Source organism: Adlercreutzia sp. (assembly GCF_056795635.1).
Window position 1 is genome coordinate 140,158 of the sequence record NZ_JBQIIT010000005.1, and the last position, 15,963, is coordinate 156,120.

15 protein-coding genes and 2 tRNA genes are annotated in these 15,963 nt (G+C 68.6%); all 17 read left to right on the plus strand.

From position 1 onward, the window contains the following. Positions 1–17: 17 nt before the first annotated feature. The 17 genes from ACTOXK_RS04765 to mrdA all read left to right on the plus strand — a co-directional run bounded on the left by ACTOXK_RS04765 (position 18) and on the right by mrdA (position 15,962). Positions 18–1,019: a glycosyltransferase family 2 protein gene (locus tag ACTOXK_RS04765; protein WP_482278234.1), complete on the plus strand. Its 1,002-nt coding sequence runs from the start codon at positions 18–20 to the stop codon at positions 1,017–1,019. A 78-nt stretch (positions 1,020–1,097) separates the two neighbouring features. Then, positions 1,098–1,172: transfer RNA gene (locus ACTOXK_RS04770), tRNA-Glu, on the plus strand. Positions 1,173–1,291: 119 nt separating this feature from the next. Continuing rightward, on the plus strand, positions 1,292–1,711 hold the full coding sequence (locus ACTOXK_RS04775; RefSeq protein ID WP_482278233.1) for a GtrA family protein: 420 nt from the start codon (positions 1,292–1,294) through the stop codon (positions 1,709–1,711). Between the two features lie 29 nt (positions 1,712–1,740). After that, the gene (locus ACTOXK_RS04780; protein WP_482278232.1) at positions 1,741–2,670 is read left to right on the plus strand and encodes a diacylglycerol/lipid kinase family protein; all 930 of its coding nucleotides are present in this window, start codon (positions 1,741–1,743) and stop codon (positions 2,668–2,670) included. A gap of 109 nt (positions 2,671–2,779) precedes the next feature. Beyond that, positions 2,780–2,855 (plus strand) — tRNA-Arg (locus ACTOXK_RS04785). Between the two features lie 94 nt (positions 2,856–2,949). Next, the gene (gene rlmD, locus ACTOXK_RS04790; protein ID WP_482278231.1) at positions 2,950–4,266 is read left to right on the plus strand and encodes a 23S rRNA (uracil(1939)-C(5))-methyltransferase RlmD; all 1,317 of its coding nucleotides are present in this window, start codon (positions 2,950–2,952) and stop codon (positions 4,264–4,266) included. Positions 4,267–4,358: 92 nt separating this feature from the next. Then, a complete protein-coding gene (locus tag ACTOXK_RS04795; protein WP_482278230.1) occupies positions 4,359–4,886 on the plus strand; it encodes a peptidylprolyl isomerase in 528 nt (175 codons plus the stop codon). 98 nt (positions 4,887–4,984) lie between these two features. Further along, on the plus strand, positions 4,985–6,364 hold the full coding sequence (locus tag ACTOXK_RS04800; RefSeq protein ID WP_482278229.1) for a tetratricopeptide repeat protein: 1,380 nt from the start codon (positions 4,985–4,987) through the stop codon (positions 6,362–6,364). 81 nt (positions 6,365–6,445) lie between these two features. Next, on the plus strand, positions 6,446–6,850 hold the full coding sequence (ndk, locus tag ACTOXK_RS04805) for a nucleoside-diphosphate kinase (protein ID WP_028027118.1): 405 nt from the start codon (positions 6,446–6,448) through the stop codon (positions 6,848–6,850). A 171-nt stretch (positions 6,851–7,021) separates the two neighbouring features. Then, positions 7,022–8,059, plus strand: coding sequence for a 4Fe-4S dicluster domain-containing protein (locus ACTOXK_RS04810; RefSeq protein ID WP_482278228.1), 1,038 nt, complete (start codon positions 7,022–7,024; stop codon positions 8,057–8,059). Further along, entirely contained in the window at positions 8,049–8,960 is a 912-nt protein-coding gene (locus tag ACTOXK_RS04815; protein ID WP_482278227.1) for an FAD/NAD(P)-binding protein, read from the plus strand. The genes ACTOXK_RS04810 and ACTOXK_RS04815 overlap by 11 nt, the downstream gene beginning before the upstream one ends. Beyond that, complete coding sequence (locus ACTOXK_RS04820) at positions 8,961–9,746, plus strand: NADH-quinone oxidoreductase subunit B family protein (RefSeq protein WP_482278226.1); 786 nt, start codon at positions 8,961–8,963, stop codon at positions 9,744–9,746. 3 nt (positions 9,747–9,749) lie between these two features. After that, positions 9,750–11,039 carry a Ni/Fe hydrogenase subunit alpha gene (locus ACTOXK_RS04825; RefSeq protein ID WP_482278225.1) on the plus strand — a complete coding sequence of 430 codons (1,290 nt, stop codon included), beginning with the start codon at positions 9,750–9,752 and terminating at the stop codon, positions 11,037–11,039. Between the two features lie 108 nt (positions 11,040–11,147). Further along, positions 11,148–12,203, plus strand: coding sequence for a rod shape-determining protein (locus tag ACTOXK_RS04830; protein WP_016308611.1), 1,056 nt, complete (start codon positions 11,148–11,150; stop codon positions 12,201–12,203). An 18-nt stretch (positions 12,204–12,221) separates the two neighbouring features. After that, the gene (gene mreC / locus ACTOXK_RS04835) at positions 12,222–13,250 is read left to right on the plus strand and encodes a rod shape-determining protein MreC (protein WP_482278224.1); all 1,029 of its coding nucleotides are present in this window, start codon (positions 12,222–12,224) and stop codon (positions 13,248–13,250) included. After that, positions 13,250–13,774 carry a rod shape-determining protein MreD gene (mreD, locus tag ACTOXK_RS04840; protein WP_482278223.1) on the plus strand — a complete coding sequence of 175 codons (525 nt, stop codon included), beginning with the start codon at positions 13,250–13,252 and terminating at the stop codon, positions 13,772–13,774. Before mreC ends, mreD begins: the two co-directional genes overlap by 1 nt. A 13-nt stretch (positions 13,775–13,787) precedes the next feature. Further along, positions 13,788–15,962 carry a penicillin-binding protein 2 gene (gene mrdA / locus ACTOXK_RS04845; RefSeq protein ID WP_482278222.1) on the plus strand — a complete coding sequence of 725 codons (2,175 nt, stop codon included), beginning with the start codon at positions 13,788–13,790 and terminating at the stop codon, positions 15,960–15,962. Position 15,963 lies beyond the last annotated feature (1 nt).

Here is a 15,963-nt window from a genome sequence, read left to right on the forward strand (position 1 = left end):
ATGAGGAGCATCCGCCTATGACCGACATCGCTACGACATCGAACCCCGCGGCCACCGCCGAGGCCGTTGCCGCCGCGCGGCGCGGCGAGGGGGTGGCCGTCCTCGTTCCCTGCTACAACGAGGCCGTCACCATCGCCAAGGTGGTGGACGACTTCCGGGCCGTCCTGCCCGCGGCCACCGTGTACGTCTACGACAACAACTCCACCGACGGCACCGCCGAGATCGCCGCGGCCCACGGCGCGGTGGTGCGCCGCGAGAGCCGCCAGGGCAAGGGCAACGTGGTGCGCTCCATGTTCCGCGACATCGACGCCGACTACTACCTCATGGTGGACGGCGACGACACCTACCCGGCCGAGGCCGCCGGCGACCTTCTGGCCCCCATCGCCGCCGACGAGGCGGACATGACCGTGGGCGACCGCATCTCCAACGGCTCCTACGGCGCCGAGAACGAGCGGCCCTTCCACGGCTTCGGCAACAACCTCGTGCGCCGGCTCATCCGGCTCATCTACGGCTACGCCTTCGAGGACGTCATGACCGGCTACCGGGCCTTCTCCCGCGCCTTCGTGAAGACCATGCCCGTCATGAGCGAGGGCTTCCAGATCGAGACCGAGGTGTCCATCTGGGCCGTGGACCGCCGCTGGCGCGTGGCCGACGTGCCCATCGACTACCGCGACCGGCCCGAGGGCTCCGAGAGCAAGCTGTCCACCTTCACCGACGGCATGCTCGTCATCGCCGCCATCGCGAGCCTGTTCCGCGACTACCGCCCCATGGCCTTCTTCGGCTGGCTGGCCGTGGTGCTCGGCCTGTGCGGTCTGGCCGCCGGCGTGCCGGTGATCGGGGAGTACCTGGACTCCGGCTACGTGTCGCGCCTGCCCTCGGCGGTGCTGGCCGTGGCCTTCATGCTCACGGCGGCCCTCTCGCTCACGGCCGGCCTCATCCTGGACACGGTGGCGAAGTCCCACCGCCGCCAATGGGAGATGAGCGTCTACCGGGTCATGGAGGCCGATCGGCACTGCTAGGGCCCGCTGCGGGAAATTCTCGGCGAGGGCCTTGCAATGGGCGGCCTTCTCTGCCATACTGTTCAAGCTATTTTGCACGTCCCCATAGTCTAGAGGTCAGGACGCGGCCCTTTCAAGGCTGAGACACGGGTTCGATTCCCGTTGGGGGCACCATGAATGAGCAGGGAGAACTTCGGTTCTCCCTTTTTTGTCGGATCGCCGGCGCCCCGGGCGGGGGCTGCCGGCACCGGGGCCCGGGCGATCGGGCACGGCTCTGCGCAGCGGAAGGGACCATGGGAAAGCTCGTCCAGCAGTTCATGAAGTTCGGCGTCGTGGGCGCGGTGGCCTTCGTCATCGACTACGGCCTCATGGTGGCCCTCACCGAGCTTGCCGGTGTGGAGTACCTGCTGTCGGCCACCATCTCGTTCACCGTGTCGGTGGTGTTCAACTACCTGGCCTCCATGCGCTATGTGTTCACCCATAAGGAGGGGCTCTCGCGCCGTCGGGAGTTCGTCATCTTCGTCGTGCTGTCGGTCATCGGCCTCGGCATCAACGACGCCCTCATGTTCCTCGGCACGTCGCTTCTGGGCATCAGCTACCTCATCACCAAGATCGCGGCCACGGCCGTGGTGATGGTCTACAACTTCGTCACGCGCAAGAAATTCCTCGACGCCGGAGACACGGCGGCCACCGAGCCGCTGGAGCTGCTGTGAGCCCGGCGCGGATCTGAGGGGAGAGACCGATGGCTATCGGAAAGATCGCGCTCATTGCCAATCCGGCGGCCCAGAACGGCCGCGGCTCCTGGGCCGCCGTGGAGGCGGCCAGCCACCTGCGTGCCCGGGTGGGCGACGACGGCTTCCGCCTTCTGCTCACCGAACGGCCCGGCCACGCCATGGCCCTGGCAGCGGGGCTGGGGGAGGAGGTGGGCGCCGTCATCGCCCTGGGCGGCGACGGTATCGTGAACGAGGTGGCCTCCGGGCTCATGGAGCGCCCCGCCGCGGCCCGGCCGGCCCTCGGGGTCATCCCGGCCGGCTCCGGCAACGACTACGCGGCCACCCTCGGCATGGCCTCTTCCATCCCGCGGGCCATCGACCAGATCCTCGCCTTCCGCACCGGTCCCGCCGACATCGGGCGCGTGAACGGCCGCTACTTCGTGGAGACGCTCTCCTTCGGCCTGGACGCCGCCATTGCCCTGGACACCATGGAGCGGCGGGTGCGCACGGGCCGGGCCGGCACGCGGCTGTACCTTGAAAGCGCCGTGGACCAGCTGTTTCATCACCTCGAGATCTACGACTTCGCGCTGAACGTCCTGCGGGCGGCGCCAGGGCTCGCCCCCATCTACCTGAAGGGCAGCTGCTATCTCTTCGCCGTGCAGATGGGCCCCACCTACGGCGGCCATTTCCGCATCACGCCCGAGGCGTCTTTGGATGACGGGCTGCTCGACCTGTGCTGGGCCACGCCTACCCTCACGGCGAAGCGGGCCCTCGCGGTGCTGCTGGCCGCCCGCTTCGGGCGCCACACCGGCAACCGCCACATTCATTTCGAGCGGGCCGAGGCGCTGGAACTGTCCTTCGGCTGCGAGCCGCCCGCCCAGATCGACGGCGAGAAGATCGAAGGTGACCACTTCATCATCGACTGCATCCCGGGCGCTCTCACGGTGATCTTCGGCTAGGGCCGCGGCCGCCGGGCGGGGCCGTCCGTGGGGGATTTTGGAGTTTTGCGGCGCGGGCGTGAGTTTTGCACTATAATAGCCTGCGCCCCGATGCGGGGCACCCCTATGCGCCCTCGTAGCTCAGGGGATAGAGCACTTGCCTCCGGAGCAAGGTGCCGCAGGTTCGAATCCTGTCGAGGGCACCATGATTGTCCAGGGCGGGCCGGCAGGTCCGCCCTTTCTCGTTTTCGCCGCGCCGCGCAGCCCCGCGCCGCGGGCCGCCTGACCGAAGGAGCCCCCATGACCGAGACCGTTTCCATCGACCGCATGAGCTACGGCTCGGCCGCCGTGGGGCGCCTGGCCGACGGCAAGACCGTCTTCGTGGAAGGGGCCGCGCCGGGGGATGTGGCCGAGGTGGAGGTGGTGGAGGCCAAGCCCCGCTTCGCTCGGGCCACCGTGGCGCGGCTCGTGGAACCCTCGCCCGACCGCGTGGCGCCGCCCTGCGCGGCCGGCTGTGGGGGCTGCTCCTGGGCCCATCTGGCCTACCCGGCCCAGCTGGCGGCCAAGCGGGCCAACGTCGTGGACGCCCTCGTGCGCACGGGTCACATGGACCCGGCCCGGGCCGAGGAGATCGTGGCGCCGTGCGTCCCCTCGAAGCGGGAATGGGGCTACCGCAACAAGCTGGAGCTGGCCTGCGGCACCGATGGCGCCGGCCGCCTCGTGCTCGGCATGCGCCCCGAGGGCAGCGCCGAGGTGGTTCCCCTCGAGGCGTGCCCCTTGGCCAACCGCCTCATCGAACGGGCTCCGAAGGCCCTGCGCGGCGCCCTGCGGTTCCTCTCGGGCAACGAGGACCTGGGCATCTTCCGCGTGGGGGTGCGCGGCAGCCTGCGCACCAAGGACGTGGAAGTGGCTCTGTGGACGGCGCCGGGCCCCTTCCCCCGGGCCGCTGCGGCCAAGACGCTGGCCCAGGCCTGCAAGAACACCTCGCTGGTGCGGGTGCTGGCCGAGCCGGGCCGCGCCCGCAAGGTGAAGAAGGTGGAGGCCATCTCCGGCAAGGGCTGCTGGGAGGAGGAGCTGGCCGGCGCGCGCTTCCTCACGAGCGCCCCGTCGTTCTTCCAGGTGAACACCGCCCAGGCCGAGCGGCTCGTGGCCCTCGTGCAGGAGGGCCTGGAACTGGAAGAGGGCGACTACGTGGCCGATCTCTACGCCGGCGGGGGCACCTTCTCGGTGCCGCTGGCCGCGGCCGGGGCCGATGTGGTGGCCGTGGAATCGGCCGGCTCCTCCGTGCGCGACCTGCGGCGCAACGCCGAGCGGGCCGGGGTGGACATCGAGGTCATCGGCGGCGACACGGCCCGGGAGCTGCCAGAGCTGGGGGATTTGGACGCCCTTGTGGTGGATCCGCCCCGGGCCGGCCTGGCCGACGGGGTGGTGGACTCCATCGCCGCGGCGGCCCCGCGCCGGGTGGCCTACGTGAGCTGCGATCCGGCCACCTGGGCCCGGGACGTCGCCCGCTTCGAGGCCGCGGGCTACCGTTTGGCGCGGGCAACGCCCGTCGACCTCTTTCCCCAGACCTACCATGTGGAAGTGGTTAGCATTTTCGAGCGTTCCGGCCGCTAACCTGTTAGAATCATTCCCCGTATGTAAAGATACGATCCGTGCCGCCCCCGGCCCCGACCCGCGGCGGCGCGCAGCGAGGAAAAGGAGGGCCCATGGCTCTGTACACTCCCGAATATCAGCCCACCGGCGAGGAGATCGCCGTCATCAACACCTCCAAGGGCACCGTGCGCGTGCAGCTGGCCGGCAACGACGCCCCCATTCACGTGGGCAATTTCGTGGAACTGGCCCAGAAGGGCTTCTACGACGGCCTCAAGTTCCACCGCTACGTGCCCGGCTTCGTGATCCAGGGCGGCTGCCCCAACACCCGCGAGGCCACGCCCGAGCAGGTGGCCGCCGGCCGCGCCGCCGGTTTCGCCCCCTTCGGCACCGGCAATCCCGGCTACTCCATCAAGGAGGAGTACACCACCAACCCCAACAACTCCCATGAGGACGGCGCCCTGGCCATGGCCCGCTCCATGGACCCGAACTCCGCCGGCTCCCAGTTCTACCTGTGCCTGGGCCCCCAGCACAACCTGGACTCCGGCTACACGGTGTTCGGCCAGACCATCGAGGGCAAGGACGTCATCGGCCAGCTCCGTGCCGGCGACGTCATCGAGTCCATCACCATCGAGAACGCCTAGGGGCGATCATCCGGCGCCCCGCGGGGGCGCCTGCGGTCCCGGTGGCCGCGCGGGGCCCTGGGGCCCGACCTGCAAGGAAGACCGAGCGAAGGAAGTCTATGAACAACGAGTTATTCGATCGAGCGAATGAGCGCTACCGCCTGCGGGATTTCCGCGGTGCGCTGATGACGTTCACGGAATGCTTGCAGGATACGAACTACCCCCTGGCCCCCGGCGAGATGGGCCTGCTCTACCACCAGATTGGCAACTGCCTGGTGAAGCTGAAGAACCCGCGGGAGGCCATCCAGGCCTACAGCCAGGCCACGGCCGACCCGGCCTACGGGGCGCTCGGCACTGTGGAGTGCAACCTCGGCATGGCCTACGCCTCCCTGCGCGACTACGACAACGCCATCCGCTACTTCGAGAAGTCGGTCACCGACGACACCAACCCCACGCCCTACAAGTCCTACATGGGCATGGGCAACGCCCTCATGAAGCTCGGCAAGTCCGCCGAGGCCGGCGTGGCCTTCCGCGAGGCGGCCCTCGACGAGGCGAACCCCGATCCGACCAAGGCCCTGCTGAACCTGGGCGTGTGCTTCATGGCCCTGAACCGCCCGGCCGACGCCGTGGCCTCCTACGAGAGCGCCATGCAGTTCGACATGCTGCCGGCTACCCGCAACAAGCTCCAGGCCTCCCTCGGCCAGGCCTACGTGGCCTGCGGCCAGATGGAGAAGGCGGTTCACGCCTTCGAGGAGGCCATCGCCGACAAGACCTACTTCCTGTCCGATTCGGCGAGTGTGGACTACCAGCGGGCCGTGGGCGCCGTGGCCCAGGGCACCTCCGAGCAGAACCAGGCCACCCAGGTGCTCCAGCTGGCCGACATGTCCGGCCTCGATGTGGCCGCCGACGGCTCGAGCGTCTACGATATGGAGACCTACGACGAGGCCGCGGCCGAGCCCTTCTACTATGACGAGCCCTACGAGGTGGATCCGGCCAACTTCCCCGGCTACGTGGGCGCCTACGACAACGTGGACAACGACCGCTTCTTCACCGCTACCGACGCGGAGCTGGAGCAGTGGTCGCGTGGTTTAGCCAAGCAGGACCGCAAGCGCCGCAACGTCGGTCTGAAGGTGCTGCTGTTCTTCGTTGTCGTCATCGTGCTGGCCGCCGCGGCCGGCGTGTTCGCCTACGTCCAGGGCTACGGCTGGCCGACCCAGGACGAGGTGGTGAAGAAGCTGTTCGCCGATCCGGCCGCCGCTCCGGGCACCGTGCTCGCCAGCAGCGTGGAGGAGTCCAAGGTGGCCGCCATGCTGGATCCGGTGGTGACCGACCCGAACGTGACCATCGACGGCGTGAACCGCTCCATGAGCGACTCGGTGGTCTATGCCACCGCCGCCACTGGCGAGGGCGGAACGGTCACCTACCAGGTGTCGCTCGCCCGCGACGGCATCGGCTGGAAGGTCACCAACATCGAGCTGTACTTCCCGAGCCAGAGCTAGGCTCGCCCCCTGACGGCATTTCCGGCCCGCCCTTCGTGCGGGCCGTTTGCATGACCTGAAACCCATTGCGAAAGGATACCCATGGCTATTCAGAAGACCTACTCCATGATCAAGCCCGATGGCGTGCGCAACGGCCACATCGGCGAGATCATCAACCGCTTCGAGCGCGCCGGCCTTGTCGTCGAGCGCATGGAGCTCGGCATGGTCACCCCCGAGCAGGCCGCTGCCAACTACAAGGAGCACGAGGGCAAGCCCTTCTACGAGGGCCTCATCGCCTACATCACCTCCGGCCCCGTGGTCAAGATGGTCATCTCCGGCGAGGGCGCCGTGGCCAAGTGCCGCTCCCTCATGGGTGCCACCAACCCGGCCGAGGCCGCTCCGGGCACCATCCGCGGCGATTTCGGCCTCATCATGGACGAGAACGTCATCCACGGTTCCGACTCTCCCGAGTCCGCCGAGCGCGAGATCGCGATCTTCTTCAACTAGGGAAGGTGACACCGATACGGCGAAAGCTGCGAAAAGGGGCCTGCGGGTCCCTTTTCTCTTTTTTCATCTGGTTTTTCGGCCGTCAGTCGAAGCGGGGGTGTCCCTGGCGGTTGCCGACCCGTTACCATGGAGGACAACGGAGAAGCCATCAGCGAAAAAGGAATGCCACCTATGCTGTACCGTGTCATCGATCGCGCGGATCTGCCCTCGCTCGTCGCGGCCTTCATGGAGCGCTACGAAGTGGTGGCGCCGGTGCGTCGCGGATCGTTCTACGCCTTCGAGGCCATCGGCGATTTCAGCGAGATTGCGCTGGACTATCCCACCACCATCGCCTCGCCCAAGAAGTACTTCCTACCGGCGACCGAGACCCTCTTCGAGTTCGACGCCCGGGAGAACGCCGTCACCGATTACGTGGACGAGGTGCGCCCGCGGGTGCTGTTCGGGGTGCACGCCTGCGACATCAACGGCATCATGAACCTGAACAGCGTGTTCAACGACCCGCGCTATCCCGATCCCTACTACCGGGCCCACCAGGACGCCACCCTCATCGTGGGGGTCAGCTGCACCCCGGGCGACACCTGCTTCTGCCACCTCATGGATTCCGAAGAGGCCCGGCCCGGCTACGATCTGTTCCTGAACGCCATCGGTGAGGCGTTCCTCGTGTCCATCGGGTCGGTCACGGCGGCGAACATCCTGGAGGGGGCCTGCGACGTGCGCGAGGCCACCGACGCCGACCGCGCCGCCTTCCGCGCCGCCACCCGGGCCCGCCAGGAGGCCTTCAACGGGGCCATTCCCGACGTGCAGGAGATTCCCATGCTCATGGACGCCTTCCACGAGGACGGCTTCTGGGACGAGCTGGGCGGCCGCTGCCTGTCCTGCAACGCCTGCGCGAGCGTGTGCCCCACCTGCTACTGCTTCGATATCCGTGACACCCTGGATCCCGGCGCGGAGACCGGCCGGCGCGAGCGGGTGTGGGATGCCTGCACCTCGCCCCAGTTCGCCATGGTGGCCGGCGGCCACAACTTCCGCTCCACGGCCGCCGAGCGGGTGCGCCACCGCATGTACCACAAGCTCAACGGCTTTCTGGCCACCCACGACCGCAGCCTGTGCGTGGGCTGCGGACGGTGCGCCGCCGCCTGCAAGGTGGGCATCAGCCCCATCGAGGTGCTGAAGTTCTTCGAGAGAAAGGGGGCCGACGATGGCGAGTAGCGCCTCCCGCGCCACTGTGGCCGTCCATCCCTACCGCGACGAGGGCCCCGAGATGACCGGCGCCGAGCTCATGGCCGCCAACCCCTATCGGCCCTGGCCGGCCCGCATCACCTCCATCACCGAGCTCACGGCCACCGAGAAGCTCTTCGAGTTCCGACTCGTGGACGAGAAGATCCGCGAGGCCTTCTGCCACGCTCCGGGCCAGTTCGTGGAGCTGTCCCTGTTCGGGGTGGGGGAGGCGCCCATCTCCATCTCCTCGTCGCCCACGAAGCGCGGCTTCATCGAGCTATGCGTGCGCCGCGCCGGCCGCTTCACCGAACGGCTCCACCAGATGCAGTGCGGCGAGATCGTGGGCATCCGCGGCCCCTTCGGCCGCGGCTTTCCCATCGAGGCCATGCGCGGCCACGATGTGCTGCTGGTGGCCGGGGGCTTGGGCATCGCGCCCTTGCGCTCGCTCATCAACAACATCCACGACGAGCGCAGCGAGTTCGGGAAGGTCACCATCATCTACGGCTCGCGCAACCCCCAAGAAGTCATGTTCCGCCACCAGTTCGAGATGTGGCGCCACCGCAAGGACTTCGATCTGTACCTCACCGTCGACCACGCCGATGAGACCTGGGACGGGGAAGAGGGGCTCGTCACCAAGCCCTTCGAGCACCTCCAGATCGACGCGGCCAACACCTTCGGGGCCCTGTGCGGCCCGCCGGTGATGTACCGCTTCGTCGTGGCCGAGATGCGGAAGAAGAACATTCCCTACGACCGCATCTACATGAGCTTCGAGCGCCACATGAAGTGCGGCGTGGGGAAGTGCGGCCACTGCCAGGTGGGCCACCAGTACTGCTGTATCGACGGGCCGGTCTTCAACTATTGGGAAGCCAAGAACATCCAGGGGTCGATGTAAATGAGCGAGAACACCGCCACCGTCGGCGAGGCCCGCGCCCCGCGCGTCGTGCTCGTCGGCCTGGCCAGCTGCTTCGGCTGCCAGATCAACATCACCAACATCGAGCGCCACCTTCTGGCGGTGCTCGGTCAGATCGAGCTGGGCTATTGGCAGCTCACCTCGTCGGAGCCCATGCCCGAGGCCTTCGACGTGGCCGTCATCGAGGGCGCCGTCACCACCGAGGAGGCGGCCGAGACCGTGCGCGCCCTGCGAGAGCGCGCGGCCTGCGTCATCGCCATCGGGTCCTGCGCGGCCACCGGCGGCATTCCCGCCATGGCCGCGGGCGATTTGGCGTCCCACGTGGAAGCGGTCTACGGGGACGGGCTGCCTAAGGCCTGCGGCGTTCTGCGGGCCCCGGCCCCGGTGTCGGCCGTCATCGATGTGGACTTCACGGTGAGCTGCTGCCCCATCGACCCCTTCGAGTTCGTGCGCGTGCTGGACGCGGCCCTCTACGGCAGCAACCGGCTGGACGTTACCGCCACCCTCTGCGGCCAGTGCGCCCAGGGCGAGGGCGGCTGCCTCTACAAGCGCGGCCAGATGTGCCTGGGGCTCGTGACCCGCGCCGGCTGCGGGGCGAAGTGCCCCGGTCTCGGCCGGGCCTGCAACGGCTGCGCCGGTCTCTCGCCCGACGCCAACGTGACCGCGGCCCGCGCCTTCGCGGCCAGCCGCGGCTTCGCGCCCGGGCGCTTCGACGAGGCCCTGGAGATGTTCAACGCCGTGGCTCTGGCCCCGGCAGGGGAGGAGTAAGCCATGACCGCCACCCGCATCAGCGTCGATCACGTGGCCCGCGTGGAGGGCCACGGCGACATCCACGTCGTCATCGAGAACGGGGAAGTGACCACCTGCGAGATGGCCGTGGTGGAGCCGGCCCGGCTCTTCGAGTCCATGGTGGTGGGCCGCTCCTTCGAGGAGGTGCCCTACATCGCCTCCCGGGTCTGCGGCATCTGCTCGGCGAGCCACGTGGTCACCGATATCCGCGCCATCGAGGCCGTATTCGGCGTCGCGGTGACCGACCGCACCGAGGCCCTGCGGGAGCTGTTGGTCTACGGCTCCTACCTCCAGAACCACGCCACGCACCTGTTCGTGTTCGCCGCCCCGGACTTCCTCGGCCACAAGTCGGTGTTCCCCCTGGCCGATACGAACCCGGACCTTCTGGAGCGGGCCCTGGGGCTGAAGGCCCTGGGCAACGAGCTCTGCACGCTGGTGGGCGGCCGGTCCATCCATCCCATCACGGCGGTGGTGGGCGGCTTCACCCACGAGATCGAGGCGGCCGAGTACCGTCGCCTGGCCGAGGCCATGGACGCCTCCCGCGCCTTCGCCCTGGCCAGTGTCGATCTGTTCCGCGACTTCGATACCATCGCCCTTGAGACCGCCGGCGATATGCTCGCCATGGTGGCCCCGGGCGCCTACCCGGTGTGCACCTCCGATACGGCCCGCTTCGTGAGGGCCGGCTACGAGTTTGCGGCCGCTGCGGTGGAAGAGGAGATCGAGGAGTACCCCCAGGGCTCCTCGGCCGCCTTCCTCGCGCGGGCCCGGCGCACGGGCGCGCCCTATATGACCGCCGCGCTGGCCCGGGTGAACGCCAGTTGGGGTGCCCTGTGCAAGGACGCCCGCTACGCTGCCGCCAAGGCGGGGCTGCGGCCGCCGGAGTACAACCCCTTCGCCAACAACATCGCCCAGGCGGTGGAACTGGTGGACGTGCTCGACCGCTGCGCAGCCCTGTGCCGCCGCCTGGCCGCCGACGAGTTCGCGGGCGCAAGCGCGCCGGTGCCCTTCGCGGTGCGGGCCGGTGTGGGCACGGGCTTCACCGAGGCACCCCGCGGGGCCCTCTTCCACCGGCTGGAGCTCGATGGCGACGGCCGGGTGCGCCGCGCCTCCATCCTGACCCCCACGGCCCAGAACATCGCGAACCTGGAGGGGGATATGCGCCAGCTTGCCGAGAAGATGGTAGGGGAGGGCTACGACGGCGCCCTCATTCGCCTGGAGATCGAGAAACTCGTTCGCGCCTACGACCCGTGCCTCTCCTGCAGCGTGCACTAAGGACCGCGAAAATTGCCCTCTACCTGTGGAGTTTCCGCGCCTCTGGGGGGCCTGTGCTAAAATCTAAGGCTGACTGTAACCTATACGTTTTCCGAAGGGTTTGCCTGTATGTCATTCCTTGATATGTTCTCCAGTCTGACCGGCCAGATGTCCGCTGACATGGCCATCGACCTGGGGACTGCCAATACCCTCGTTGCCATTACCGGGGAGGGCATCGTCATCAACGAGCCCTCCGTCGTCGCCATAGAGAAGTCCACCCACCGCGTGCTCGCCGTCGGTCATGAGGCCAAGAACATGATCAACCACACGCCGGACGCCTTCTCGGCGGAGCATCCCCTGAAGGACGGCGTCATCGCCGACTACGACGTGACCGAGGCCATGCTGTCGGCCTTCATCAACAAGGCCTCCGAGCGGAAGTACCCCTGGCAGCCCAAGCCCCGCATCGTCATCTGCATCCCCTGCGGCGCCACCTCCGTGGAGAAGCGCGCCGTGTTCGAGGCCGCCATCCAGGCCGGCGCCCGCCAGGCCTACCTCATCGAGGAGCCCATGGCCGCCGCTATGGGCGCCGATCTGCCCGTGACCGAGCCCACCGGAAGCATGGTGGTGGACATCGGCGGCGGCACCACCGAGGTGGCCGTCATCTCGCTCGGCGGCATCGTGACCTCCTCCAGTCTGCGCTTGGCCGGCAACCGCCTCGACGAGGCCATCGCCATGCACCTGCGCGACCTTTTGGGCATCAAGATCGGCGAGCGCACGGCCGAGGTCATCAAGATCAAGATCGGCTCCATCCTGCCCTTCGAGGACGGCCGCGAGCGCGACATGATCATCTCGGGCCAGGACGTCTACACCGAGCAGCCCAAGGAAGTGACCATCCAGTCCGAGGACGTGCGCGCGGCCCTGCAGGCCCCCATCGAGGAGATGGTGCTGCACATCAAGGACACCTTCAAGAAGACCAATCCCGACCTGGCCAGCGATATCATCCAGAACGGTATCCTGCTCACGGGCGGCGGCGGCCTTCTGTCGGGCCTAGACCGCTACCTCACCGACAAGCTGGAGATTCCCGTGTGGGTGTCCGAGACGGCGCTCACCAACGTGGTGTCCGGCTGCCTGAAGGTGCTCGAGACGCCGACGGCCCTCAAGCAGACGCTCATGCGCTCCAAGTAAGGGCGACGCGCACCGCTCATGGCTCTCAATTTCCAGAATAACAGTCCCGCGCCCGTCGGACGGGTGCCGCTCATTCTCACCCTCGTGCTGGCCTTGGGGCTCGTGGGTGTCTATAGCGCCGAGGGCCCGGACGGCCCGATCCACCGGGTACAGTCCTTCGTTGAGGGGGCCGCCGCCCCGCTCCAGATGGCCGGCGTGCCCCTGGGCGAGGCGGTGGAGGCGGCCGAGGAGTCCAGCAGCGACAACGCTGCCTCCGAGGGTACTCTGACGGCCCTGCGGGAGCAGAACGAGCAGCTGGTGGCCCAGCTGACCTCCTCCGAGGAGATCCGCCTGGAGAACGAGCGCTTGCGCGGTCTTTTGAACCTCCGCGACATCTACGACATCCGGGGCGTGGCCGGTCGCGTCATCGGCCGCTCCACCGATGCCTGGAACCAGGACATCACCCTGGACGTGGGCTCCTCCTCGGGCGTGGAGACGGGGCTGACCGTCATGGGGCCGACCGGCGTGGTCGGCCAGGTCATCTCCGTGTCGGCGGGCTCCTGCCGCGTGCGCCTGCTCACCGACCCCCAGTCGGGGGCCGCGGCCATGATCCAGTCGAGCCGCGCCGAGGGCATCGTGCGCGGGTCCTTGGACGGCCTGCTGTACCTGGAGAACATCGGCGCCGACGTGAACATCCAGGTGGGCGACGTGGTGCTGACGAGCGGTCTGGGGGGCAGCTACACCCGCGGCCTGGTCATCGGCACCGTGGCCCGCGTGGAGGGCAGCGCCGGCAAGGACACCCGCAAGATCGTCGTGGCCCCCAACGGCTCGGTCTCCCTCATGGAGGAGGCCATCGTGGTGTTCAGCGCCGCCGAGGACGCTTCCGACCGCTCCATTCCCGCCCCGAGCGACCAGGCTCCGGCCGACGGCGCCGACAGCGCGGGCGAGGGCGGCCAGGACGCCGGCGACGGCACCGAGGGCGGCTCCGGCAGCACTGGTGATGGCGCCGAGGGCGGCTCCGGCGACAGCGGCCCCGACGATGCCGCGGGCGGGGAGGGGGATGCCTGATGGAGCTGACCCGCGAGACCGTGACGGCCCTCATCGGCGCCGTCCTGGCCGTGCTGCTGCAGATCATCGTGGCCCCGGCCATCGCCCTGTTCGCCGCCGTGCCCAATTTCATCGTGGCCTTCTGCCTCGTGCGCTCCGTGGCCACCCCCGGCCACGCGGGTCCCGTCGTTCCCTTCGTCTGCGGCCTCATCTTCGATCTGGTGGGCGGGGGCCCGGTGGGGGCCATGGCCTTCGTGCTCGTGCTGGTAACATTTCTCGCTTCCCGGCTCTATCTCGCCCTGGACAACGATACCCTGTTCATGCCGGTGGCGATTCTTTTGGCCTCCACGGTTCTCGCGGAGGTGCTCTACGGCATCGCCGTCGTGGCGAGCGGCGGGGGCGTCTCCCTCGGCGAGGCCTTCCTGTACCGCACGCTGCCCTGCATGCTCTACGATTGCGTCATCGGCCTTCTGCTGTACCCGATCGCCATCCGCGTGATGGTCGGCAAGCCCTTGGGTCAACCGGGGACGCCGGTTCTGCGCTAGAAAGGGGGCGCCCGTGCTCCTTGCCATTATCGTGGCCGTGCTCGCGGCCGTTATCGCCATTGTGGTCATCGCCGCCGCCCTCGCCGTGAAGGCGAATCGCTCCACCCCTTCGGTGGGCGCCACCAAGGGGGTCAGCCAGCTGGACACCGTCGGCGTGGGCACCTCGCCCTTCGAGCGGCGCACCTCGGCCCGGGCCGCCCGGGACGGGGAGGTGACCGTGGGCTCCTCGGAGGATCCCGCGGCCGCCAAGAAGCCCTCCGACGGCCTCGGCACCCGGTTCGCGGCCGTGGGGGCCCTGGCAGCGGGCATCTTCGCCGTGCTGGCCTCGAAGCTGTGGACCATGCAGATCCTCGGCAACTCCGAGTACGCCAACGCCGCCGAGCAGAACCTCTACACCACGGTGAAGACCCCGGCCCCCCGCGGCTGCATCTACGACGCCAACGGGGTGCCCCTGGCCGTGAACCGCCCCGCCCAGGCCGTGCTGGCCGATCCGGAGGTGGCGGACAACCGCGATGTGGTGCGCCGCCTGTCCACGGTGCTCGGGGTGCCGGTGAACGTGCTGTTCCAGCGCATCAAGGACGCGAGCGGGGGAGCCCAGAGCCTGCGCGTGCTCGGCCAGGACGTGCGCCTGCGCGACGTGGCCTTCATCGCCGAGCATGCCGACGCCTTCCCCGGCGTCACCGTGGAGGAGCGCTCCCTGCGCGAGTACCCCTACGGGGCCCTGGCGGCCCACGTGCTCGGCTACACGAGCAACGTGACCCCCGAGATCATGGAGAACAAGACCGAGGGTCGCGAGATCCTCTCCATCGACACCGTGGGCACGGCCGGCGTGGAGGCCACCTACGACTCCTACCTGGCCGGCGAGCACGGCGAGAGCAAGGTGATGGTGGACGCCAACGGCCGGCGCATCTCGGTCATGAGCAACATCGACGACTCCAAGGGCAGCGACGTGTACCTCACCATCGATGCCCGGGCCCAGTACGTGGCCGATCGGGCCCTCGCCGACCTCATCGCCCCGCGCGAGGGCGTCATCGGCACCGGCAAGGGCTGCAAGGGGGCCGTGGTGGCCCTCGACGTGACCGACGGCTCGGTGGTGGTGATGTCGAGCTTCCCCACCTTCGATCCCACGAACTTCACTGGCGCCTTCTCCCAGGACCTCATGGACAAGTACAACAGCGAGGAGGCCTACGCGCCGCTCAATAACAACGTGGTGTCGGGCCAGTTCATGGCCGCCTCCACCTTCAAGGCCTTCACGTCCCTGGCGGGTCTGGAGTACGGGTTCGCCTCGGAGAGCAGCTCCTGGAACTGCACCGGCGAGTGGGACGGCTTCGACACCGGTGTGGTGCAGAAATGCTGGAACCACGCCGGCCACGGCACCCTGGACCTCTACGGCGGCATCGTGAACTCCTGCGACACCGTCTTCTACGAGATCGGCAAGGCCTTCTACGACCACGGGCCCGAGGGATCCGGCGATCTGCCCGACACGGCGCTCCAGGAGTACATCGAGCAGTTCGGCTTCGGCGAGCGCACGGGGGTCGATCTGGGGGGCGAGGCCGTGGGCCTCATCCCGACGCCGGCCTGGAAGGCCGAGCACTGGCGCAACGTGCCCTCCGAGGCCGTCTGGCGCGGCGGCGACTACACCAACATGATCATCGGCCAGGGCGACGTGCTCGTCACGCCGCTGCAGATCGCCTGCGCCTACGCCGGCGTGGCCACGGGCACCATCATGCGCCCGCACCTGCTGAAGGAGGTGCGCAACAGCGCCGGGGAGACCGTCGTCACCTTCGAGCCGGAAGTGAGCCGCACGCCTCAGGTGACCGAGGCGCACCTGACCTACGTGCGCAACGCCCTCCACGATATGGTGCGCGAGTCCCACTCCGTGGCCCCTCTGTTCGAGGAGGCGGGCATCGACGCGGCGGGCAAGTCGGGTACCGGCGAGAAGCAGGATCAGAACGATACGGCCTGGTTCGTGGCCTACGCCCCCTTCGACGATCCCAAGTACGTGGTGGCCTGCGTCGTGGAGCAGGGCGGCGGCGGCTCGGACACGGCCGCCCCGGTGGTGGCCGAGGTCATGGCCGAGCTCATGGCCGATGCCGCCGGCACCTCCACGGTGACCATCGAGCGCGTGGCCGGTTCGCCGGGCGAGTCTGTGGAGATCGCCGTGGACTCCGGCGGCCGCGAGGACTAGG